The organism is Bacillus sp. KICET-3 (genome assembly GCF_033261025.1).
Classification (GTDB): domain Bacteria; phylum Bacillota; class Bacilli; order Bacillales; family Bacillaceae; genus Bacillus; species Bacillus sonorensis.
The window spans coordinates 2,918,539-2,941,295 of sequence record NZ_CP137345.1 but is presented as its reverse complement, the minus strand read 5'-3'; the positions used below and the strand labels follow the sequence as shown (position 1 = coordinate 2,941,295).

Annotated in this window: 29 protein-coding genes; 26 read left to right on the top strand and 3 right to left on the bottom strand. The window is 46.7% G+C overall.

All coding sequences use genetic code 11. The annotated features are described in order from the left end of the window. Positions 1-31: 31 nt before the first annotated feature. Positions 32-418, bottom strand: a complete 387-nt coding sequence (locus R5H20_RS14925) for a rhodanese-like domain-containing protein (RefSeq protein WP_006637521.1) — start codon at positions 416-418, stop codon at positions 32-34. Between the two features lie 178 nt (positions 419-596). On the opposite strand from R5H20_RS14925, the gene R5H20_RS14920 reads away from it, so the two are divergent. The 3 genes from R5H20_RS14920 to R5H20_RS14910 all read left to right on the top strand — a co-directional run bounded on the left by R5H20_RS14920 (position 597) and on the right by R5H20_RS14910 (position 2,952). Beyond that, positions 597-1,433, top strand: coding sequence for a lipoate--protein ligase family protein (locus tag R5H20_RS14920; RefSeq protein WP_006637520.1), 837 nt, complete (start codon positions 597-599; stop codon positions 1,431-1,433). Positions 1,434-1,527: 94 nt separating this feature from the next. Continuing rightward, positions 1,528-1,956 (top strand): transcriptional regulator MntR, encoded by a 429-nt coding sequence (mntR, locus tag R5H20_RS14915; protein WP_006637519.1) that lies wholly within the window; start codon positions 1,528-1,530, stop codon positions 1,954-1,956. 120 nt (positions 1,957-2,076) lie between these two features. Then, the gene (locus tag R5H20_RS14910; protein WP_006637518.1) at positions 2,077-2,952 is read left to right on the top strand and encodes a patatin-like phospholipase family protein; all 876 of its coding nucleotides are present in this window, start codon (positions 2,077-2,079) and stop codon (positions 2,950-2,952) included. On the opposite strand, the gene R5H20_RS14905 is transcribed toward R5H20_RS14910, so the two are convergent. Beyond that, complete coding sequence (locus R5H20_RS14905; RefSeq protein ID WP_317907647.1) at positions 2,949-3,320, bottom strand: SA1362 family protein; 372 nt, start codon at positions 3,318-3,320, stop codon at positions 2,949-2,951. The genes R5H20_RS14910 and R5H20_RS14905 overlap by 4 nt on opposite strands. Positions 3,321-3,360: 40 nt before the next feature. Next, entirely contained in the window at positions 3,361-4,311 is a 951-nt protein-coding gene (locus R5H20_RS14900) for a DUF1385 domain-containing protein (protein ID WP_006637516.1), read from the bottom strand. A 248-nt stretch (positions 4,312-4,559) separates the two neighbouring features. Here R5H20_RS14900 and R5H20_RS14895 point away from each other — a divergent pair, with 248 nt between their 5' ends. The 23 genes from R5H20_RS14895 (at position 4,560) to R5H20_RS14785 (ending at position 22,661) form a co-directional block, all read left to right on the top strand. Next, a complete protein-coding gene (locus R5H20_RS14895) occupies positions 4,560-5,096 on the top strand; it encodes a YqhR family membrane protein (RefSeq protein WP_006637515.1) in 537 nt (178 codons plus the stop codon). A 103-nt stretch (positions 5,097-5,199) separates the two neighbouring features. Next, on the top strand, positions 5,200-5,631 hold the full coding sequence (aroQ, locus tag R5H20_RS14890; RefSeq protein ID WP_006637514.1) for a type II 3-dehydroquinate dehydratase: 432 nt from the start codon (positions 5,200-5,202) through the stop codon (positions 5,629-5,631). A gap of 21 nt (positions 5,632-5,652) precedes the next feature. Further along, complete coding sequence (locus tag R5H20_RS14885) at positions 5,653-6,714, top strand: M24 family metallopeptidase (RefSeq protein WP_006637513.1); 1,062 nt, start codon at positions 5,653-5,655, stop codon at positions 6,712-6,714. 31 nt (positions 6,715-6,745) lie between these two features. Next, complete coding sequence (gene efp / locus R5H20_RS14880; RefSeq protein WP_006637512.1) at positions 6,746-7,303, top strand: elongation factor P; 558 nt, start codon at positions 6,746-6,748, stop codon at positions 7,301-7,303. Between the two features lie 142 nt (positions 7,304-7,445). Then, entirely contained in the window at positions 7,446-7,727 is a 282-nt protein-coding gene (locus R5H20_RS14875) for a YqhV family protein (RefSeq protein ID WP_006637511.1), read from the top strand. A 90-nt stretch (positions 7,728-7,817) separates the two neighbouring features. Then, on the top strand, positions 7,818-8,741 hold the full coding sequence (gene spoIIIAA, locus R5H20_RS14870; protein WP_006637510.1) for a stage III sporulation protein AA: 924 nt from the start codon (positions 7,818-7,820) through the stop codon (positions 8,739-8,741). Then, positions 8,735-9,250 (top strand): stage III sporulation protein SpoIIIAB, encoded by a 516-nt coding sequence (spoIIIAB, locus tag R5H20_RS14865; RefSeq protein WP_006637509.1) that lies wholly within the window; start codon positions 8,735-8,737, stop codon positions 9,248-9,250. Before spoIIIAA ends, spoIIIAB begins: the two co-directional genes overlap by 7 nt. A gap of 22 nt (positions 9,251-9,272) precedes the next feature. Further along, the gene (spoIIIAC, locus tag R5H20_RS14860) at positions 9,273-9,479 is read left to right on the top strand and encodes a stage III sporulation protein AC (protein WP_003183409.1); all 207 of its coding nucleotides are present in this window, start codon (positions 9,273-9,275) and stop codon (positions 9,477-9,479) included. 42 nt (positions 9,480-9,521) lie between these two features. Beyond that, positions 9,522-9,887, top strand: a complete 366-nt coding sequence (spoIIIAD, locus tag R5H20_RS14855; protein ID WP_006637508.1) for a stage III sporulation protein AD — start codon at positions 9,522-9,524, stop codon at positions 9,885-9,887. 36 nt (positions 9,888-9,923) lie between these two features. Further along, positions 9,924-11,120, top strand: coding sequence for a stage III sporulation protein AE (gene spoIIIAE / locus R5H20_RS14850; RefSeq protein WP_087962509.1), 1,197 nt, complete (start codon positions 9,924-9,926; stop codon positions 11,118-11,120). 13 nt (positions 11,121-11,133) lie between these two features. Beyond that, positions 11,134-11,763 (top strand): stage III sporulation protein AF, encoded by a 630-nt coding sequence (gene spoIIIAF, locus R5H20_RS14845; protein WP_006637506.1) that lies wholly within the window; start codon positions 11,134-11,136, stop codon positions 11,761-11,763. After that, entirely contained in the window at positions 11,756-12,445 is a 690-nt protein-coding gene (gene spoIIIAG, locus R5H20_RS14840) for a stage III sporulation protein AG (protein WP_006637505.1), read from the top strand. Before spoIIIAF ends, spoIIIAG begins: the two co-directional genes overlap by 8 nt. 3 nt (positions 12,446-12,448) lie before the next feature. Continuing rightward, positions 12,449-13,099, top strand: a complete 651-nt coding sequence (locus R5H20_RS14835) for a SpoIIIAH-like family protein (protein ID WP_006637504.1) — start codon at positions 12,449-12,451, stop codon at positions 13,097-13,099. Between the two features lie 175 nt (positions 13,100-13,274). Further along, on the top strand, positions 13,275-13,760 hold the full coding sequence (gene accB / locus R5H20_RS14830) for an acetyl-CoA carboxylase biotin carboxyl carrier protein (RefSeq protein WP_006637503.1): 486 nt from the start codon (positions 13,275-13,277) through the stop codon (positions 13,758-13,760). Between the two features lie 11 nt (positions 13,761-13,771). Beyond that, positions 13,772-15,124: an acetyl-CoA carboxylase biotin carboxylase subunit gene (gene accC / locus R5H20_RS14825; RefSeq protein WP_006637502.1), complete on the top strand. Its 1,353-nt coding sequence runs from the start codon at positions 13,772-13,774 to the stop codon at positions 15,122-15,124. Positions 15,125-15,171: 47 nt separating this feature from the next. After that, on the top strand, positions 15,172-15,555 hold the full coding sequence (locus R5H20_RS14820) for an Asp23/Gls24 family envelope stress response protein (protein ID WP_034326529.1): 384 nt from the start codon (positions 15,172-15,174) through the stop codon (positions 15,553-15,555). Between the two features lie 297 nt (positions 15,556-15,852). Further along, a complete protein-coding gene (gene nusB, locus R5H20_RS14815; protein ID WP_006637500.1) occupies positions 15,853-16,242 on the top strand; it encodes a transcription antitermination factor NusB in 390 nt (129 codons plus the stop codon). 16 nt (positions 16,243-16,258) lie between these two features. Beyond that, a complete protein-coding gene (gene folD / locus R5H20_RS14810) occupies positions 16,259-17,107 on the top strand; it encodes a bifunctional methylenetetrahydrofolate dehydrogenase/methenyltetrahydrofolate cyclohydrolase FolD (protein WP_006637499.1) in 849 nt (282 codons plus the stop codon). A 73-nt stretch (positions 17,108-17,180) separates the two neighbouring features. Continuing rightward, the gene (xseA, locus tag R5H20_RS14805; RefSeq protein WP_006637498.1) at positions 17,181-18,530 is read left to right on the top strand and encodes an exodeoxyribonuclease VII large subunit; all 1,350 of its coding nucleotides are present in this window, start codon (positions 17,181-17,183) and stop codon (positions 18,528-18,530) included. Continuing rightward, positions 18,523-18,783, top strand: a complete 261-nt coding sequence (locus tag R5H20_RS14800; RefSeq protein WP_006637497.1) for an exodeoxyribonuclease VII small subunit — start codon at positions 18,523-18,525, stop codon at positions 18,781-18,783. The genes xseA and R5H20_RS14800 overlap by 8 nt, the downstream gene beginning before the upstream one ends. Further along, the gene (locus R5H20_RS14795; RefSeq protein WP_006637496.1) at positions 18,773-19,663 is read left to right on the top strand and encodes a polyprenyl synthetase family protein; all 891 of its coding nucleotides are present in this window, start codon (positions 18,773-18,775) and stop codon (positions 19,661-19,663) included. The genes R5H20_RS14800 and R5H20_RS14795 overlap by 11 nt, the downstream gene beginning before the upstream one ends. A gap of 254 nt (positions 19,664-19,917) precedes the next feature. Further along, a complete protein-coding gene (gene dxs, locus R5H20_RS14790) occupies positions 19,918-21,819 on the top strand; it encodes a 1-deoxy-D-xylulose-5-phosphate synthase (protein WP_006637495.1) in 1,902 nt (633 codons plus the stop codon). Next, positions 21,816-22,661 (top strand): TlyA family RNA methyltransferase, encoded by an 846-nt coding sequence (locus tag R5H20_RS14785; RefSeq protein ID WP_006637494.1) that lies wholly within the window; start codon positions 21,816-21,818, stop codon positions 22,659-22,661. The genes dxs and R5H20_RS14785 overlap by 4 nt, the downstream gene beginning before the upstream one ends. Positions 22,662-22,757 lie beyond the last annotated feature (96 nt).

The window sequence follows — 22,757 nt, the reverse complement described above, 5'->3', positions numbered from 1 at the left end:
AAAAAGCCGTCTCAGACGAGACAGCCGTTCATTATTTCTTCGTTTTAATTTTCCCGCTCCATTTTTTGAAGCCGCCTTTCAAGTTGTAAATCTCCTGGCAGCCGTATTTGCGGAGCGTTTGGGCTGCGCGCCCGCTTCTGACGCTGTTTTGGCAGTAAAGGTAGACGGGCTTGTCAGTGCGGATTTCCGTTTTTCTCTGTTTAAGCTGGGAAAGCGGAATGTTTCTTGCACCGAGAATGTGGCCGCCTTCATATTCATTCGGTTCACGCACATCGATGAGCTGGGCTTTGCGGTACCCTGCGCGGAACTCTTCTTCTGTCAAGGTTTTCATAATGCGCTGCTGATAAATGTATGAAACGACCGCGTAGATAATGAGTGCGGCGCAAATGATGAGAACAATAATGCTGCTGGTAGACAATCTGATCCGACTCCTTTTTACATCGTCCCGCCTTAAACGGGAAAGTTTTATCGATATGTTAAGACAAATACTATTATAGTAAAGGGCGGTAATTCTGTCATCTGATTAGCCGAATTTATTTTCAATTTTCAAAGGGAATGGTAGACTTATTTTATACCAAAGAAAAAGAGGGTAGGTTATGGAAAAGGAAACATGGCGTTTTATCGATTCGGGACGACGGGCGCCCGCTTTTAATATGGCACTTGACGAGGCGCTGCTTTACTGGCACAGCCAACGGCAGATCCCGCCTACCATCCGCTTTTACGGATGGAATCCTGCGACGCTTTCTGTCGGTTATTTTCAAAATGTTGAAAAGGAAATCGATCTGGAAGCCGTCAAAAACTATAATTTGGGCTTTGTAAGAAGGCCGACCGGCGGCAGAGGCGTTCTCCATGATCAAGAACTCACCTACAGTGTGATCGTATCTGAAGAGCATCCTGACATGCCGCAGACTGTGACGGAAGCGTACAGGGTGATTTCCGAAGGCATTCTTGAAGGCTTTAGAGAGCTTGGACTTGAGGCATATTTTGCAATACCGAGAACGGAGAAAGAAAAAGAAAGCCTGAAAAACCCGAGATCATCCGTCTGCTTTGACGCGCCTTCCTGGTATGAGCTCGTTGTCGAAGGCCGAAAAGTCGCAGGGAGCGCCCAGACGAGACAAAAAGGGGTCATCTTACAGCACGGCTCGATCCTCCTTGATTTGGATGAGGACAAGCTGTTTGATTTGTTTATCTATAAAAACGACCGCATCAGGGAGCGCATGCAGCGCAATTTTAAACAAAAGGCAGTTGCCATTAATCAGCTGGCCGCGGAAAAAGTGACGATCGAAGAAGCGAGCAAAGCGTTTAAAAAAGGCTTTGAAAAAGGGCTTAACATTCATCTTCAGCCGTATGAACTGACAGAAGAAGAAACGGCGTTTGTCGAGGAATTGGCCCGGACGAAATACGCGACAGATGAATGGAATTTTAAACGATAGAGCATAGATGTAAACGTTATCTGATTGCTTGTTTTTTACATGCACATAGTGTAAACTTGTAATGATTTTAATAGGTGTGATTTGGAGGGATTTGATGACAACACCGAGTATGGAAGATTACATAGAACAAATTTATATGCTGATAGAAGAAAAAGGATATGCGAGAGTCTCAGATATTGCAGAAGCTTTAGCCGTCCATCCCTCCTCGGTTACAAAAATGGTTCAAAAACTCGACAAAGATGAATATTTGATTTATGAAAAGTATCGCGGTCTCGTGCTGACGCCTAAAGGTAAAAAAATAGGCAAGCGTTTAGTATACAGACATGAATTACTGGAACAGTTTTTACGAATCATTGGTGTTGACGAAGAGAAAATTTATGATGATGTTGAAGGAATCGAACATCATTTAAGCTGGAACAGCATTGACCGGGTCGGAGACCTTGTGCAGTATTTTGAGGATGACCGCCAAAGGATCGACGATCTGAGAAGCGTCCAAAAAAGAAATGAACAGGACAATCAGTAGAAAAAGCTGCCGCGGCACGGCGGCTTTTTTATTTGTATGCGGCCGTTTTTCTAATGGTCTTTTTTTTCTGTCTTCTTCCTAAAATGGTGGTAGGGCCAATCTTTTAAGGGGGGAGAACGGATGTTCATAGACGGGGTTTTTTCAGGCGGAGGAATGAAAGGCATTGCGCTTGTAGGAGCATATGAAACGCTCGAGGAACGCGGTTTCCGTTTTAAAAGACTGGCCGGAACGAGCGCGGGGTCGATCATTGCGGCATTGATTGCGGCCGGATATACGAGTGCGGAGATGCGCAGCATGGTGGAGGAATTAGACGAAGGTGAGCTCCTTGATCCGAGATTTTCTTTTTTCCCTTTAAAAATGCTGCAATGGGCTTCGATCTATTGGCGCCTTGGTTTGTATAAGGGAGATCGGCTTGAAAACTGGATCTCTGAAAAATTAAGGAGGAAAGGTGTCTCCGTGTTCGGCGACTTTGAGAAAGGAAAGCTCAAGCTGATTGCTTCAGATTTAACGAATGGCAAGATGCTTGTCCTGCCTGACGACCTACCCCGCTACGGCTTACATCCGGAACGGTTTTCCGTCGCAAGGGCGGTTCGGATGAGCTGCAGCATTCCCTATTTTTTTGAGCCCGTCAAACTGAAATCTTCGGCCGGCATCTCAACGGTGGTGGACGGCGGGGTGCTGAGCAATTTTCCGATTTGGCTGTTTACCGCTGAAAAAAAGCGCCCGGTTCTAGGCGTTACATTGACGCCGTGCGAAAAAGAGAGGCCGAAGAAGGTCATCAACAATGCGTTTGAGCTGTTTGGAGCGCTTTTTGAGACGATGAAGGAAGCGCATGATGCCAGGCATATCGCCACAAAGCACGAACGGAACATTATTTTTCTACCTGTTGAAGAGGTGCTGTCAACGGAATTTGCGATTTCGGCAGAAAAAAAACTAGCTCTGATTGAGCTAGGAAAAAAACGAACAGAATTATTTTTGAAACAGTGGACGTATTAAAAGAAAGCTCTGTTTTTCTTTTTGCTTTTTTTGCCTTCAATCACTGTCAGCTGAGTCTGGCTTTTTTTCTTGACCAAGACGGGCTTGGTTTTGTTGATAGACGGCACGCTTCTAAGATGATTAACCCTGCCTCTGGCTGAGCGTTTTTTATGATCCTGAAAACGCTTGTGCGACTGTTTGGCCGCTTTCTTAAAAGCGGCTCCCTCGCCGCCCATATCGCGGTTGGAAATATATCTGACCACAAAATAAATGATTGCGCCGACCGCTGCGAAAACAATTTGGCCGGGGCTTGTGACAGCAAAATAAACGAAACCCAAAATTCCAAGCGCAATCACTAAAGCCGAGACTGGATGTACCCGTTGCTTCATAACTGTCCACCTCCCAAAAAATTAACAAATCGTTAAAGAGTTACATTACGATATGAGAAGGTTCCTTCTGTTCGTCCTCTGCTTTGGTCTCCATATGAAGAAGCTCGTTAAAGCTTGCGATTGCCACTTCCACCTGATCGTCAGACGGCTCTTTTGTCGTCAAGAGCTGCAGCCAAAGGCCGGGATAGCCCAATGCCTTGAGAACAGGTATGTTTCTCACTTTGTTTGTCAGCTGCAGCACCTCAAATGAGATGCCAAGAACGACTGGTATCAGTGCGATTCTATTTAAAATACGGACCCAGAGAGGGTCAGCAGGAACAAGCAAGTAAACAAACATGCCGACGATCACAGTGAATAAAATAAAACTGCTTCCGCATCGGTAGTGAAGCCTTGACTGGCGCTGAACATTTTCAACCGTAACCGGCAGGTTCTGTTCAAAACAGTTTATGACCTTGTGTTCTGCTCCGTGATATTGAAAAATCCTTTTGATAAAAGGGGTGCACGAGATCACGTAAATATAGCCTAAAAGCAGAATCAGCTTAAAAAAGCTTTCGATCATAATCTGCGCGACATCAGACTGGAATACCGGCCGGGTAAGCTCCGCCAAAAAGACGGGAACCAGCGTAAATATAAATTTGCTGAAAAGGAATGAAAGCACCCCGACAGCGGCAAGCCCGAAGATCATGGTCAGCTTTGACTTTTTCTCTTCCTTTAATTGATCGTCTAAGGAAGGATCAAGATCATATCTTTCACTTGAAAAATTCAAATGCTGGGTTCCGTTCGCGCTCGCTTCGATGATCGCGATGATTCCCCTGAGAAAAGGAATTTTCTTCAGCTTTTCAAGGGCCGGATTCGATTTGCGCGGCAGTTTAAAAAATTCAATGCTTTGATCCTTCCTGCGGATCGCCGTTACATAATGGCGCCTGCCGCCGAACATGACGCCTTCGACGACGGCCTGCCCTCCGTAAGCGGGCTTTTTTTGATTTGACATCTGCATCAACCTATCTGTATCAATCTATGATTACATTAACCATTTCCTTACACCTTATTGTACAGGAAAAGCGCTGAAACCTCTAGATTGATGGGCCTAAAAATTTAAGAAATTAGGGAACCGAATTGTCAAATCTAATTAAAGTATACCCGTTTTCTTGATTTTTACACTTTTGTTTAAAAAACTTGCAGAGATCATGTTGGCGCCTCCGTTTTTGGACATACTGGGAATGGAGGTGAACTGTCAGCATGAGCAATGAAGACAATGAAAAACAGCCTGAAGAACTGGAGCAAAATAAACGGGAAAATCCCGTATCGTTCACCGGGAGGGTCATCTCGACGGGATTTATCGGCGGCATTCTCTGGAGCGTTTTAGGAGAGCTGGCGTATTTGTTTAAGTTTTCCGAGGTGAATCCGAATATGATTCTTCAGCCCTTTATGCTCGGCGGCTGGAAAAATGGATTTCTCGGAACGGTGGTCAGCATTTTGCTGATCGGGGTGATCTCCATCGGCGCCGCTCTTCTTTACTACGGCTGTCTGAAACAAGCGAAGGGAATGTGGCCGGGCCTTTTATACGGAGCTGTTTTATGGTTTGTCGTGTTTTATCTGTTTAATCCGATGTTTCCGGATGTGCAAACGGTTGCCGAACTGAAAAGGAAAACAGTCGTCACGACGTTTTGCATCTATTTGCTGTACGGATTGTTTGTCGGCTATTCGATTTCATTTGAATATAATGAATTAAATTCCGAAAAGCTCTCCAGTGCGCTTGGAGAATCAAGAGAATAGTGTTGAGACTGGAAGCATTATGATAAAATGTTCACTGTAAGTGGACATTTTTTTGTGTGAAGCCAAATGGTGGCAAGTTTTACATCAAAAAGGGGGGAAAGAGTTGCCGCGTATATTCATTTTGAACGGTCCGAATTTAAACATGCTGGGAAAGCGTGAACCCGAAGTGTACGGAAAAGATACATTGACCGATTTAGAGCAAAAGCTTTTTCAATTTGCCGAAGGCGTTCAGGCCGAACTGACGTTTTTTCAGTCAAACCATGAAGGGGATATCATCGACGCGCTTCATGAAGCTTCAGATCAATATGATGGAGTCGTCTTAAATCCGGGCGCTTTCTCACATTACAGCTACGCCATTCGCGATGCGGTAGCCGCCATCAGCATACCGGTGATCGAAGTTCACATTTCAAATCCGCATGCGAGGGAAGAGTTTCGGCGGCAGTCGGTTATTTCACCCGTGGCGCGCGGCCAGATTACCGGGCTCGGTTTTGAAGGCTACAAGCTTGCTGTCTGTTATTTTTTGAACAACAAATAACAAATGGGGGGACGTTAAACAATGAAACTTAAAAAATTGAGAGAGCTTTTCGGCAGTCTGGGCATCGAAGGGCTCCTGGTGACGAGCAGCGTCAACTTGAGGTACATAACCGGATTTACCGGCACTGCAGGTCTTGCTGTCATTTCAGAGGACAAAGCGGTCTTTATCACTGATTTCCGCTACACAGAGCAGGCCAAACATCAAGTCAAAGGTTTTGACATCGTCCAGCATTCGGGCGGAATCATCCAAAAGGCGGCCGATGTGATTAAAGAAATGGGATTAAATAAAATCGGTTTTGAGCAGGATAAGATGACATACGGAACGTATGCTGCCTACAAGGATTTGCTCGGGGCGTCCGAGCTTGTTCCGGTTTCACAATCGGTGGAAAAGTTGCGCTTGATTAAGTCAAGTGAAGAGATTAAGATATTAAAGGAAGCTGCAAAGATTGCAGATGATGCATTCAGCCATATTCTGACGGTTATTAAGCCCGGCATGACAGAAATTTCAATCGCCAATGAGCTGGAATTTTACATGCGGAGCCAGGGGGCGGATCATTCTTCATTTGATATGATCGTTGCTTCGGGACTGCGTTCAAGTCTGCCGCACGGTGTGGCGAGTGACAAGGCTGTCGAGAAGGGTGACTTTGTGACCTTGGATTTCGGGGCTTATTATAAAGGGTACTGCTCGGATATTACGCGTACGATCGCGGTGGGAGAGCCGAGTGACGAGCTGAAAAGCATTTATCAAACCGTGTATGAAGCGCAGGCGATCGGCATGGATAATATCAAGCCGGGAATTACCGGCAAACAAGCTGACGCCTATACGAGGGACTATATCTCTTCCAAAGGCTACGGCGAATATTTCGGTCATTCGACAGGCCATGGGCTCGGCATGGAAGTTCATGAAGGTCCTGCGCTGTCAGCCCGTTCTGACCAGCAGCTTGAAAAAGGCATGGTTGTAACGGTTGAACCGGGAATCTACATACCGGGCACAGGCGGAGTCAGAATCGAGGACGATATTGTCCTTACTGACGGCGGGAACGAATCTCTCACCCATTCCGCAAAAGATTTAATTATTTTATAATCCGTTTGATTGGAGCTATAGGAGGAAAACCATGATTTCAGTAAACGATTTTCGCACAGGTTTAACGATTGAAGTGGACGGAGGCATTTGGCGCGTTGTTGATTTCCAGCACGTCAAACCTGGTAAAGGTGCAGCGTTTGTCCGTTCAAAACTGAGAAATCTCCGCACCGGCGCAATTCAAGAAAAAACCTTCCGCGCAGGCGAGAAAGTGGCCCGCGCCCAAATTGAGACAAAAACGATGCAATACCTGTATGCCAACGGCGATCAGCACGTTTTTATGGATACGAGCAGCTATGAGCAGCTCGAACTGAATACGTCTCAGATTGAACACGAGCTCAAGTTCCTGCTTGAAAACATGTCCGTTCAAATCGTGATGTATCAGGCAGAGACGCTTGGAATCGAACTTCCGAACACTGTTGAGCTGAAGGTTGTGGAAACAGAACCGGGCATCAAAGGCGATACAGCATCAGGCGGAACAAAACCGGCAAAAACAGAAACCGGTTTAGTTGTCAACGTTCCATTCTTCGTAAACGAAGGGGATACACTCGTTGTCAATACATCTGACGGATCTTACGTATCAAGAGCGTAGGCCAGCGGCTAAAGAGCCGGCTTCATATGAAGCCGGCTCTTTTTTTGTTTTGCAAGTTCGAAATAGAAAAATCAGAAGACTACTTTTTAAAGAGAGAGCATAGATTGTAAACAAGCCGGAAGTGTTAATGGAGGTTTATGATATGAAGTTTTTCTTTGGACAAGTCAATCCAACCGTTTTGACAATGGCGGCTTTAAGAGTTGTATCCTCGCTGATTGAGCTTACAGCGGCGGTCATCATGCTTCTTTTTAATGACGTCCGCAAGGCGGTTGTCGTAAACAGCGTGCTGGCAATGGTCGGGCCGCTTATTTTCATTATTACAATGACGATCGGAATATATCAGATCGCAGGGCAGCTATCGTATGCGAAACTCATCCTCATCTTCATGGGAGTTGTCTTCATTATTGCAGGAATCTATAAATAATGAAGGCCGGTAAGAGTCCTGACTTGTCATAAAGTCTTCCTTTGATCATACATTTTTATAGAAGACAAGCTAAAAGAGGAGGGAGCGTTTTTGCATTACATCACAGATATTCTCCCTGACACGGTGAAACGGGCGCTAGCCGGGCTTACTAAAGATGAAGTGGATCAGATAGAAGAAATTCGGATGAGGACAAGTCGTCCGCTGGAATTGGTGCGGAAAGGGCAGCCGCTTTTTTTGAATTATGCGCCGACACCGGGGGATTCAGCGATATTTTTGAACCGGCTGGGCGATTACAGCATGTATACGCTTGAAGAGGAATTGAAAAAAGGATATATCACGATCAAGGGCGGCCATCGCGTCGGCCTTGCCGGACGGGTCGTCGTCGAAAACGGGGCGGTCAAGGGTATCAGGGAGATTTCCTCCTTTAATATCCGGATCGCCAAAGAAAAAATCGGCATAGCAAAGCCGTATGTGCCGCATCTCTATCAAAACGGATGGCTGAACACGCTGATCATTGGTCCTCCTCAAACAGGCAAAACGACTTTGCTCAGGGATCTGGGAAGATTGATCAGCACGGGAAGCGGCAAAATCCCCGCGAAAAAGGCCGCGATCGTTGATGAAAGGTCAGAGATTGCCGGATGTGTAAACGGCATTCCGCAGTACAAGTTTGGAAACCGCATCGATATTCTTGACGCCTGTCCGAAGGCGGAAGGGCTGATGATGATGATCAGGTCGATGAGCCCCGAGGTGGTCATTGCGGACGAGATCGGCAGAATGGAGGATGCCGAAGCCCTTTTAGAAGCGGTGCATGCCGGGGTGTCGGTGATCGTGTCAGCCCACGGTTTTACGTATTCAGATGTCAGCAAACGGCCTTCTTTAAAACTGCTTCGGGAGCATGGCGTATTTCAGCGGATCGTGGAGCTATCTCGGAAAAACGGTCCTGGCACTGTCAGCCGGATCTGCGGCGGAGACGGGGAGCCGCTTGCTGCGAATCAGAGGGTTTTGCCATGCTGAAGCTTTTGGGGGCTGCGTTGATTTTGGGGGCTGCCACATGGACGGGTTTTGAAATGGCAAAACCCTTCAGTGAAAGACCGAAGCAAATCCGGCAGCTACTGGCCGCTCTGCAATCGCTGGAGGCTGAAATCATGTATGGGCATACTCCGCTCCGTCTGGCTTCAAAGCATATCGCGGAACAGCTTTCTGACCCTGTTTCCTCCCTGTTTGAAGCGTTCTCGGAAAAGCTTGAAGAAGGCAGCGCATCAGCCGGGGCAGCTTGGGAGGACAGTCTGAGGAAAGTATGGTCCAAAACGGCTCTCAAAACAAAGGAATTTGATATTTTAAGGCAATTTGGAGAAACGCTCGGCAGGCATGATCTGGTTTCGCAGCAGAAGCATATCAAACTGGCGCTGACCCATTTGGAAACGGAGGAAGCCGAAGCGAACCTCGCCCAGGCGAAAAACGAAAAAATGGTAAAAAGCCTTGGATTTTTGGCGGGACTGTTACTGGTTCTTCTATTGATGTAATGAAGAGGGGAGCACACATGAAATGGGAGTAGACGTAAATATCATTTTTCAAATAGCAGGCGTCGGGATCGTCGTCGCTTTTCTTCACACCATACTTGATCAAATGGGAAAGAAAGAATACGCCCAATGGGTCACTCTTTTAGGCTTTATTTATATTTTATTCATGGTTGCAACTGTCGTCGATGATCTTTTCCAAAAGATAAAAGCTGTCTTTCTATTCCAGGGATAGGGGGGCTTACTCATTGAAATCGTTCAAATCGTAGGATTGGGAATGATTGCAACCTTCCTCAGCTTGATTGTCAAAGAGCAAAAACCGACATTTGCTTTTATGATCGTCGTATTTACCGGCTGTACGATTTTTTTGTTCTTAGTGGATCAGGTGTACGAGATCATCCGCATGATCGAAAAGATAGCCGTCAATGCAAATATCAACATGATGTATGTCGAAACGATTTTGAAAATTATCGGGATCGCATATATAGCGGAGTTTGGCGCACAGCTGACAAAGGATGCCGGGCAGGGGGCGATCGCCTCGAAAATCGAGCTTGCAGGCAAAATCCTCATTTTAGTCATGGCCGTTCCGATTTTAACCGTCATTATCGAAACCATTATCGGGCTGATCCCATCCATGTCGTAGTCAGAAAGGGGGATTTTTGGTGTGAAACGTCATTTACTGTTCTGGCTCTTGGTCATCGGCCTCGTTTTCGCGGGGGCGAGGGAGGTGCAGGCTTCGGAAAAAGGCGGGGAACCGGCTGGAGAAGCGGGCGCTGCCGAAAAATCGGCGGAAGCGATGGCCGATCAGCAGGCCGAGTCGCTGGAGATGGACCGGGTCGGCGAGTTTTGGAACAACATCATGACGGAATACGGCGGCCATCTTCCGGAAAGCCAAAAAGGAAGCTTAATGGAATTCATTAAAGGCGAGAAGCATTTTTCGCCTGAAGAATGGGGTAAAGCGCTTTTTTCCTATTTGTTTCATGAAGTGCTGGCAAATGGGAAGCTTTTAGGAACCCTGATCCTTTTGACGATATTCTGTGTATTGCTCCAGCTGCTGCAAAACGCGTTCCAGCAAAGCACGGTCAGCAAAGTCGCCTATGCTATCGTTTATATGGTGCTGATCATTCTTGCGCTGAACAGCTTCCGGGTTGCCGTCACATACGCGAATGAAACGATCCAGACGATGACAAGCTTCATTCTATCGCTCGTCCCCCTGCTCCTCGCGCTGATGGCGACTTCGGGAGGAGCCGCATCAGCCGCTTTCTTCCATCCTGTCATTCTGTTTTTAATGAATACGAGCGGCCTTTTTATCCAGTATGTTGTGCTTCCGCTTTTATTTTTATCCGCGATATTAAGCATCGTCAGCACGATGACGGAACAGTACAAAGTCACACAGCTTGCCCAGCTGCTGAGGAATGTCGCAATCGGCACGCTGGCCGCTTTTTTGACGGTATTTCTCGGCGTCATCTCTGTCCAGGGGGCATCAGCCGCCGTTACGGACGGCATCACGTTACGGACGGCCAAATTTATCACGGGCAATTTTATTCCTGTTTTGGGCCGGATGTTCACTGAAGCGACAGATACGGTGATCAGCGCTTCGCTTCTGCTCAAAAACACCGTCGGAATTCTCGGTGTTGCCATTCTGATTTGCATCGCCGCCTTCCCGGCTGTCAAGATCCTCTCCCTTGCCCTGATATACAAAGTTGCCGCCGCTGTTTTGCAGCCCTTGGGAGGCGGACCCGTCATCAGCTGCCTTGATGTGATCAGCAAGAGCGTCATCTATATATTCGCGGCGATGGCCATCGTCTCACTGATGTTTTTCTTAAGCTTAACTGTGATTATTACGGCAGGGAACCTGACCATGATGATGAAATAGGGGAGGGGTTGATGTGAGCTTTCTCACAGAGTGGCTGACAAACATTATTTTATTTATTCTGCTCGCCATCATCATCGACATGCTTCTGCCGAACTCCAGCATGCAGAAATACGCAAAAATGGTGATCAGCCTTCTATTAATCGTTGTCATCCTGAATCCGATTTTTTCGCTGTTCCGCGCCGATCCTGACGTGATCTTCGAGCAGCTGACGAAAAATGGACAAGTTCAATCCGAAGAAATAAAAAATCAGCTGAATTCAGAAAAAAAAGAAATACAAGCCTCACAACAAGCATATATTTTAGAACAGATGGCTGCTCAATTAAAACAGAGTGCAGAGGAGAGGTTCAGTCATGACAAATATAAGATAGAACAAGTGAAAATCTCTTCAAACGGCCGCCTGCAATCTGAGGAAGACATCGCCCGGCATATGGAAGCCGCCGTCTATTTGGAAGCCGCTTCCGAAAAAACGGTCCAAGCCGTCTCGCCTGTGGACATCAATACTGATGAAGACTATCAGACCAATCGCGGCCGGGAGCATCAAGAAGCAGAAAACATCAAAAAACAGCTTGCAGGCATATGGGACATGAACCCCGACAAGATCACAGTCCATTTCGAAGGGGGAGAACAAAGCGGCAATGAATAAAAGAACCTGGATCGAGAAGCTGATCGGTCATCTGCTCCCGAAAGAAGACAAAGAAGGAAAAGCGAGACTGACGAAATACCACTATTTTCTGCTGTTATTTGTACTGGGCGTTTCCTTTATGCTGGCGAGCCAGATTTTTTCTTCCGGGCCATCTCAGCCAAAAATGGATCTTCCCGCCGCATCATCAAAAACGTCATCCGAAAACCAGAAAAAAGGCCGTGAACAAGAAGTGTTTAAGCCGGCCGGGGCTGACAAGCCGAAAGATTCTATCGAGGACTATGAACGGGATTACGAGAACCAGATGAAAGAGATTCTGGAAACGATCATCGGTGTTGAGGATGTGTCGATCGTCGTCAATGTTGATGCGACTTCCCTGAAGGTGTTTGAAAAAAATAAGAAAACACAAGAAACATCAACAGATGAAACAGACAAACAGGGCGGAAAAAGGACCGTTACCGAAACATCATCAGATGAAGAGATCGTCATGATCAAACATGGCCAGGAAGAGACGCCGGTTGTCGTCCAGACGAAAAAGCCCGAGATTAGAGGCGTTCTCGTTGTCGCTCAGGGAGTCGACAACGTTCAAATAAAACAAACAATCATTGAAGCAGTGACAAGGGTTCTTGACGTTCCAAGCCACCGCGTCGCTGTTGCCCCTAAAAAAATGAAGGAGGATTCATAAATGATGCTGAAAAAACAAACGGTCTGGCTTTTAACCATGTTAAGTCTCGTCGTTGTGCTGAGTGTCTATTATATCATGTCACCTGAAGGAGAAAATGTAGTGACTGTTGATGAGAAAGGACAAGTCGCCGCTGAAAAAGAAAAACCGATGGAAGAGCAGCCTGCAAAAGATAAAGGAACAGACTCCGAAAAAGGCAAAACCGAAGACAAACAAACCGAAGACAAACAAACTGAAGACAAAGAAACGTCGGCCAACGAACAGAGTGCAGGAGATGGCAGTGTGGTGACGGAAGAAACGTCTGAGGGAGACGACTTTACGACATACCGGATGGAAATGGATGATCAGCGCAGCAAAATGAGGGAAGAATTAAACGACATCGTCATGAGCGACAAAGCGACAGCAAAGGAAAAAAGCGAAGCCTATGATAAGATGACAGAGCTGAGCGATGCGGAAGGAACGGAAAAAACGCTGGAAACACTGATTAAAACCAAAGGATACAAAGATGCTCTAGTCAATGCTGAAGGAGATAAGGTCAACATTACGGTGAAAGCGAAAGAGCATTCAAAAGCCGCCGCGATAGATATTATTGACATCGTCGAAAAAGAAGTGAAAAACCTCAATGATGTGGCTGTTACATTTGAGCCTTCTGAATAAAAACGGTTCCCGCTTGGATAAAAGCGGGATTTTTTTATGTCTGAAGCCATGCCGCTGAGGGCGCACTTATGATAGGAGTTGAATTCAGCATCCCTCTCCTGTAAGATGAATATAGTATGTACTTTTAGTACTAACTGATAATCATGATAAATTTATTCATTAGGGGTGCGATAGCATGTTAAACATTGATGAAATAAAACAACTCATAAAACTAATTGATGAATCTTCGATAAATGAATTTACATATGAAAACGAAGGATCGAAGGTCGAACTTAAAAAGCATGTCGGCGGTTCTGTTCAAATGGTTCAACAGGTTCCTGCCGCACCTGCTCCGGCGCCGGCGGTACAAGCTGCCGTTCAGGAAAAGCAGGCGCCTGTTCAGGAAGAGCCGATCAAGGAAGCGGCGAAAGACAACGGAAATCTTCATCAAATCACGTCTCCGATGGTCGGAACGTTTTACGCGTCTTCTTCACCAGATGCCGATCCTTACGTAACCGAGGGATCAAAAGTCACCGAATCTTCCGTCGTCTGCATTGTGGAAGCGATGAAGCTCTTCAATGAGATCGAGGCCGAAGTGAAAGGTGAAATCGTTGAAGTTCTAGTTGAAAACGGTCAGCTGGTTGAATACGGACAACCTCTATTTTTAGTAAAAGCAGAGTAAGGAGCAATAAGATGATAAAAAAGCTATTAATTGCGAACCGGGGAGAAATTGCCGTCAGAATCATTCGAGCTTGTAAAGAAATGGGGATTGAAACGGTAGCCGTCTATTCGGAGGCCGATAAAGAGGCGCTCCACGTTCAGATGGCGGATGAAGCGTTCTGCATCGGGCCGAAGCTGTCAAAGGACAGCTACCTGAACATCACCAACATCGTCACCGTCGCCAAAATGACCGGCGCGGACGCGATTCACCCAGGCTACGGCTTTCTTGCGGAAAACGCGGATTTTGCCGAACTTTGCGAAGAAGTCAACGTCACATTCGTCGGCCCGACTGCCGCCGCGATTTCCAAGATGGGGACAAAAGACGTCGCAAGGGAAACGATGCAGCAGGCCGGTGTTCCGATTGTGCCCGGATCAAAAGGAATTATTGAAAATATCGAAGATGCGGTTTCATTGGCGCGCGATATCGGGTATCCTGTGATTATAAAGGCAACAGCCGGCGGAGGCGGTAAAGGAATCCGGATCGCCCGCACCGAAGAAGAATTGATCAACGGCATCAAGATCACCCAGCAGGAAGCCGCCACAGCATTTGGAAATCCCGGCGTGTATATTGAAAAGTACATCGAAGATTTCAGACACGTCGAAATTCAAGTGCTCGCCGACACGCATGGAAACACGATTCATTTGGGCGAGCGCGACTGTTCGATCCAAAGAAGGCTGCAAAAGCTTCTAGAAGAAACACCTTCACCGGCTCTTGATGAAGGCGTAAGGGAGAAAATGGGCCAAGCGGCCGTAAAAGCGGCGGAAGCCGTTCAATATACGGGCGCCGGAACAGTCGAGTTCATTTATGATTACCGCGAACAGAAATTTTACTTTATGGAAATGAACACGCGGATTCAAGTTGAACATCCCGTAACAGAAATGGTCACCGGCGTCGATTTAATCAAAGAGCAGATCAAAGTGGCGTCCGGCGAGAAACTAAGCCTTTCACAGGAAGATGTGACCTTTACCGGATGGGCGATCGAATGCCGGATCAATGCGGAAAATCCTGAGAAAAACTTCATGCCTTCACCTGGGAAAATTGAGATGTACCTGCCTCCGGGCGGTCTTGGCGTCAGAGTGGATTCAGCTGTCTATTCGGGATACTCGATTCCGCCTTACTATGACAGCATGATTGCCAAAGTCATTACGTATGGAAAGACGAGGGAAGAAGCCGTTTCAAGAATGAAGCGGGCCTTGAGTGAGTTTGTAATCGAAGGCATCCATACGACAATACCGTTCCATTTGAAATTATTGGACCATGAAACATTCGTAAGCGGAGAATTTAACACGAAGTTTTTAGAAATATATGATGTAATGGGATCGTAAATTTTACGGAGGTGAATATATTGAAAGACGACAACAGCTTATTGGAAATGAGCCATGAAGAACATCATTTGGGAAAAGTGGAAATCGCTCCGGAAGTCATTGAAGTGATTGCCGGAATCGCTGCTTCCGAAGTTGAAGGCGTCGCTGAAATGCGGGGCAATTTTGCAACAGGTGTTGTGGAACGCTTCGGAAAAAAGAATCATGGCAAGGGCGTCAAAGTCGACCTGTCTGATGACGGGATTACGATCGATGTATTCTGTGTGATGCTATTCGGCGTGTCGATTCCGAAGGTGGCACGCGCCGTCCAGGACAACATCCGCCAGACGCTCCTCAATATGACAGCTCTTTCGATCAATGAAATTAATATTCACATCGTCGGAATTCAATTTGATTCAAAAACACACGAAGTCGAAATTGATCAAGAGATGTAGTGCGATTGAATGGGAGAACCAAGGGGAATGACGGCCCTTTGGTTTTTTCATGTTCCACCCTTCTGAAAAATGGAATTTATGAGCATCATTCTAACGGTAACGATGAAAAATATAGAGGACGCAAGCGTCACAATGCCGATCGTTTTAAAAACGAATGATTTTCAGTGTTTCTTAATAAATATTCGGTTATAAGCGATAAAACCTTGATTTTTACATGCGGAAAGACTAAAAATATGATATGATCTCTTTGTGGCTTAAGGGCAAGCAGCAAAGAGGGTTAAAGGAGAAAAAGAAAGAATGAAAAGAAGAACAGCAAGAGAAAAGGCTTTGCAGTCACTATTCCAAATTGATGTCAGCAATATTGAACCGAAAGAAGCGATGGCGCATGCCCTGGACGGCCGGGAAAGCGACGCTTTTTTCGAACAGCTTGTATACGGGGTCTTAGAGAACAAGGAAAAAATCGATGAGATGATCACACGCCATCTCGTCAATTGGAAGCTTGACAGACTGGCCAATGTCGACCGCGCGATTTTGCGTTTATCGGTTTATGAGATGGCGTTTTCACACGATATACCTGTCAATGTCTCTATGAATGAAGCGATTGAACTGGCAAAGCAATTTGGAGATGACAAGTCGGCGAAGTTTGTAAACGGTGTTCTTTCTAACATTAAATCCGATTTAGAATAATTTAGGAGGAGAACAAATGACAGCAACCATCATCGACGGAAAAGAAACAGCGAAAGAAAAGCGCGGGCAGTTGGCCAAGGAAGTAGAAGAGCTGAAAAAACAGGGAGTTACCCCGGGGCTGGCCGTTATTTTAATCGGCGATGATCCGGCGTCTCTTTCATATGTTCGCGGCAAGAAAAAAGCGGCTGAGGCTATGGGGATTCGTTTTCAATTGGATCATTTCGACGCAAGCTTCTCTGAACAGGAACTGCTTGAGGTCATTGACCAGTACAACAATAATGACGACTTTCACGGAATTCTTGTCCAGCTGCCTCTTCCGGATCATATTTCCGAACAAGCGGTGATTGAAAGAATTTCCCCTGACAAAGATGTCGACGGGTTTCATCCGCTAAATGTCGGGAAAATGCTGCTTGGCGAAGATACATTCCTGCCTTGCACACCGGCTGGCATCGTCGAGTTATTAAGGAAAACCGGCATTGATCTGTCAGGAAAAGAGGTTGTTGTCGTCGGCAGAAGCAATATCGTCGGAAAGCCAGTAGGTCAGCTGCTTCTGAACGAAAATGCAACCGTCACATATTGCCATTCAAGAACAGCCGATCTTACGGCTCATACGAAAAAAGCCGATATTCTCATCGTGGCTGTGGGGAAAGCCAATTTTATCAAAGCGGATCAAATTAAAGACGGGGCCGTTGTCATCGATGTCGGCGTCAACCGTCTGGAAACCGGCAAACTGGCCGGAGATGTGGCGTTTGACGAGGCGAAAGAGAAAGCTTCCTATATCACGCCAGTACCGGGCGGAGTCGGTCCGATGACCATTACCATGCTTGCCCATAATACGGTTAAATCAGCAAAACGTTCTATCTAACGGACACCCGTTCATCCGCCGGACAGCCCGGCGGATGAATGTTCATTGTGCCGGCAGGAAAGGAGACTGTGCCATGAGCGAAGTATCATTTGTCACGGTCACGGCTTTGACAAAATATATTAAACGCAAATTTGACGTCGATCCCCATCTTGATGATCTTTGGATCAAGGGTGAGCTGTCAAATGTTAAAATACATAGCAGGGGCCATATTTATTTTACGCTGAAAGATGACAACGCCCGCATCCAGGCGGTCATGTTTGCCAGACAAAACAGAAGCCTCGGCTTCACTCCCGAAAACGGAATGAAAGTATTGGTGAGAGGCGGCATTTCGGTTTATGAACCGAGCGGCAATTATCAGCTTTATGCCAAAGAAATCCAGCCTGACGGAATCGGCGCGCTTCATTTGGCTTATGAAGAATTAAAGAAAAAGCTTTCACAAGAAGGGCTGTTCGACGAAAAATACAAAAAGCCCATCCCCGCTTTTCCATCAGTCATCGGTGTTGTCACGTCTCCTACAGGAGCAGCTGTACGGGATGTCATCACCACCATTAAAAGAAGATATCCTCTCGTTAAAGTGATTGTCCTCCCAACCCTTGTCCAAGGAATAAACGCGGGTGAGTCCATCGTCAGAAGCATAGAAGAGGCAAACCGCAGACAACTGTGCGATGTATTAATTGTCGGGCGCGGAGGGGGATCGATTGAAGAGCTGTGGGCTTTTAATGAAGAAATTGTCGCAAGAGCGATTTTTTCTTCCGGCATACCGATCATATCCGCTGTCGGACATGAGACTGATTTTACAATCAGCGATTTTACGGCTGATCTGCGCGCCGCCACCCCTACAGGAGCCGCAGAACTTGCCGTTCCGAATATGCTCGACCTGCTGGAACGTGTGAAAACGCTGGATGTCAGAATCACAAAAGCAATGCAGCAGGATTTGCGCAAACGGCAGGAGCGGGTGAAACATCTTCAATCCTCCTACGCTTTCCGTTATCCGAAAAGGCTTTACGCACAAAAGGAACAGGAGTTTGATCTTGTATTCGACCGTTTTCAAAAGCAGACCGCCATGGCGCTCGACCGGAAAAAGCAGAAGCTGAATGAACAGACCTATAAATTGGAAATGCGCCATCCGGAAGAGCAATTAAAGCAGGCGAGACTGCGGCATGGGGAACAGACGAACCGGCTGAAGCGAAATATGAATGTGCAGCTCAAGCAGATTCACTCGCAGTTTCAGACGGTTCTTGGTAAACTGAATGCATTAAGCCCTCTTCAAGTCATGGAAAGAGGGTACAGTCTGACATATAAAGAAGACGAATTGATTAAAAGTATTGAACAGGTTCAAGAACAAGACGAGATCCAAGTGAAATTGAAGGATGGGATCCTAACCTGTGACGTACGGCAAAAGAGAGGCGAAACAAATGGCTGAAGAAAAGAAAACAAAACAAAAAGACATGTCCTTTGAAGAGGCGATGAAAGGTCTTGAAGACATCGTATCAAAACTGGAGGAAGGGGATGTCCCTTTGGAAAAAGCGATCGATTATTTCCAGGAAGGCATGCTTCTTTCAAAGATGTGCCACGAAAAGCTGCAAAATGTTGAAAAGCAGATGGACTACATTTTGCGTGAAAATGGCGAATTAGCTCCTTTCAGTGTTCGGGAGGAGGACAAAGGTGACCAATAGGCTAGACGAATTTTTAAACACGAGAAAAGCGTTAATCGAACAGCGTCTTCCTTTATATATTCAAAAGCTGCAAGCGCCGTCAACTCTTAAACAATCCATGCTGTATTCTTTGGAAGCGGGAGGAAAAAGGCTGAGACCGATTTTGGTGCTTGCTCTTCTTCATGCATACGGAAAAAAAGAAGAGGACGGCATACCGGTCGGCTGCGCGGTTGAAATGATCCATACCTATTCGCTGATCCATGACGACCTTCCTTGCATGGATGATGATGATTTGCGAAGAGGAAAACCGACAAATCACAAGATCTATGGAGAAGCGACGGCTGTACTTGCCGGAGACGCCCTTCTGACCGAAAGCTTTAAAATGATCACCACCCATGTATCGGCTGAAGTGCCGGCGGAAAAACGTCTCAGACTTGTGAATGAGCTCATCTCCGCCGCGGGTGCGGAAGGCATGGTCGGCGGCCAGATTCTCGATATGGAAGCGGAGTCAAAGCCCGTCTCATTACAAGAGCTTCAATCGATCCATGAAGGAAAAACGGCCAAACTCCTCAGCTTCAGCGTAATCGCAGGTGCTATACTTGCCGATGCACCTGAAGAAGAAATAGAAAAGCTGCGCGAATTCAGCCATCATATCGGTATCGGTTTTCAAATCAGAGACGACATTTTGGATCTTGAAGGTTCAGAGGATAAAATCGGCAAACGGATCGGGTCTGATACGTCAAACGGAAAATCGACCTATCCGTCTCTTCTGTCGCTTGAGGGGGCCAAACAAAAGCTTGACGAGCACATTAAAAAAGCAAAGCAGCTGATTTCGGAACTTTCCCTCGAACAAGACCTGCTGTACGAATTGTGCGACATGATAGCAGACCGGGATCACTGATGCCGCGGTTTCCATTTGAGTATAAAAGACTTGTTATGATAAAATGTAAACAGTTGAACGAGAAAGGCCGCGCCGTTATCACGATGTGTTAGCGGCCGTTTTTTAGACTGAAGTGTCCGCATATGCAAGTTTGCGCATGAGGGTAGGTTCATCATATAATAATTCAAACTGGTAAAATGGGTGTTCATCCATTTTTAAATAAAACGTTAAGAATGCATACTTGCAGAAATCATGCTGAAAGTGAGTTGATCCGATTGGATCTGTTATCTATAAAAGACCCTGCGTTTTTAAAACATCTTTCCATTCAGGAACTTGAAGAACTGGGGGCCGAGATTCGCCGTTTTCTAATTGAAACGCTTTCTGAATCGGGAGGGCACATCGGCCCGAATCTTGGTGTGGTTGAGCTGACGATTGCTCTTCATAAAGAATTTAACAGCCCGAGAGATAAATTTTTATGGGATGTTGGGCATCAATCTTACGTCCACAAGCTTTTAACCGGCCGCGGAAAGGACTTTGCAACGCTGCGCCAGCATAAAGGCTTGTGCGGCTTTCCGAAACGGAATGAGAGCGAACACGATGTCTGGGAGACAGGCCACAGCTCAACTTCTCTTTCCGGAGCGATGGGAATGGCGGTCGCACGGGATTTAAAAGGGACAGACGAGTATATCATCCCGATCATCGGCGACGGCGCTCTCACGGGCGGGATGGCCCTTGAAGCGCTGAACCATATCGGCCATGAGCAAAAGGATATGATCGTCATTCTGAATGACAATGAGATGAGCATCGCTCCAAACGTCGGAGCGATTCATTCCATGCTCGGAAGGCTGCGCACGGCCGGAAAATACCAATGGGTCAAAGATGAGCTTGAATACCTGTTCAAGCGTATACCGGCTGTGGGGGGGAAGCTGGCCGCGACAGCTGAACGGGTTAAAGACAGCTTAAAATATCTTTTAGTATCCGGAATGTTTTTTGAAGAGCTCGGTTTTACGTATCTGGGGCCTGTGGACGGTCACTCCTATGAAGAGCTGTTTGAAAATATGCAGTATGCGAAGAAAACAAAAGGGCCTGTACTCCTTCACGTGATTACGAAAAAAGGGAAAGGCTACAAGCCCGCAGAAGCTGATAAAACTGGGACTTGGCACGGCACAGGACCATATAAAATCGATACGGGCGATTTTGTGAAGCCGAAAGCGGCGGCACCGTCATGGAGCGCCCTCGTGAGCGAAACGGTTCGGAGGCTTGCCAGGGAGGATGAACGGATCGTGGCCATTACCCCGGCTATGCCGGTCGGCTCCAAGCTTGAAGGATTTGCAAGCGAATTTCCCGACAGAATGTTTGACGTGGGGATAGCCGAACAGCATGCTGCAACGATGGCGGCCGGCCTTGCGACCCAGGATATGAAGCCGTTTCTGGCGATTTATTCAACGTTCCTGCAGCGCGCATATGACCAGGTTGTCCATGATATTTGCCGGCAAAACTTAAACGTATTTATCGGAATTGACAGGGCAGGCCTTGTCGGCGCCGATGGGGAAACCCATCAAGGCGTATTTGATATCGCTTTTTTAAGGCATATTCCCAATTTGGTGCTGATGATGCCTAAGGATGAAAATGAAGGGCAGCATATGGTCAACACGGCCGTCCAATACGATGACGGCCCGATCGCCATGCGCTTCCCGCGCGGAAACGGACTCGGCGTCAAATTGGATAAAGAACTGAAGACGATTCCGATCGGGACATGGGAAGTCCTGAGACCCGGGACCGACGCGGTGATTTTAACGTTCGGAACAACCATTCAAATGGCGCTCGATGCTGCGGAAGACCTCCAAAAAGAAGGCCGTTCCGTCAGAGTGGTGAATGCCCGCTTTATCAAGCCGCTTGATGAAGCCATGCTCAAGGGTATCCTGAAAGAAGGGCTTCCGATCTTAACGATAGAAGAGGCTGTTCTTCAGGGAGGATTCGGGAGCTCGATCCTTGAATTCGCCCATGACCATCAATCTTACAGTCCGATGATCGACAGAATGGGCATACCGGATCGTTTCATTGAGCACGGAAGCGTTGCGAAGCTTCTTGAAGAGATCGGCTTGACAAAGGAAGATGTCATCAGACGAATAAGAATGCTGACACCCGTAAAGACTCATAAAGGAATTGGATCATGACAGCAAAAAAAGAACGCCTTGATATTTTATTGGTAGAAAGAGGGTTGATGGAAACCCGGGAAAAAGCGAAAAGAGCCATTATGGCCGGCATTGTCTACACGAATGAAAACAGGCTGGACAAACCCGGCGAAAAAGTGGACCGCACCATCCCGCTGACCATCAAAGGAAACCCGTTAAAATACGTCAGCAGAGGCGGTTTGAAGCTTGAAAAAGCGCTGAATGAATTTCAGCTTTCCGTCCGCGGCAAAAAAATGATTGATATAGGCTCATCAACCGGAGGCTTCACAGACTGCGCCCTGCAAAACGGCGCCTCAAGCTCTTATGCCGTTGATGTGGGCTATAACCAGCTTGCCTGGAAGTTAAGGCAGGATGAACGGGTCATCGTCATGGAGCGCACCAATTTCCGGTACTGCACTCCTGCCGATTTCACAGCCGGCCTGCCGGAATTTGCAACAATTGATGTTTCATTTATATCGCTGAAAATCATACTGCCCGTTCTGAAAACCATTTTAGTTCCGGGAAGCGATTGCGTGGCCCTCGTCAAACCGCAATTCGAAGCCGGCCGTGAATCAGTGGGGAAAAAGGGAATTGTCCGCGATCCTCTCGTTCACAAAGCTGTGCTGAATGACATCAGCCAGTTTGCTGCGCGGGAAGGGTATGATTGCAAAAATGCATCGTTTTCTCCGATTACAGGAGGCGACGGCAATATCGAATTTCTCCTGCATTTGCAATGGACAGGACAGGACAACCCCGGAGCGCCGATTCCGGAGGATATGATCAATCACATTGTCGAAGAAGCTCACAAGACATTAAAAGCGAAAAAGTCGGATGTAAAGGAATAATAGTGAGCTATTATTCCTTTTTTACTGTAAAGATGTACTTTTTCATTAAAATCATATAACATGATTGTATAAACATACACAATATGTGTATATACA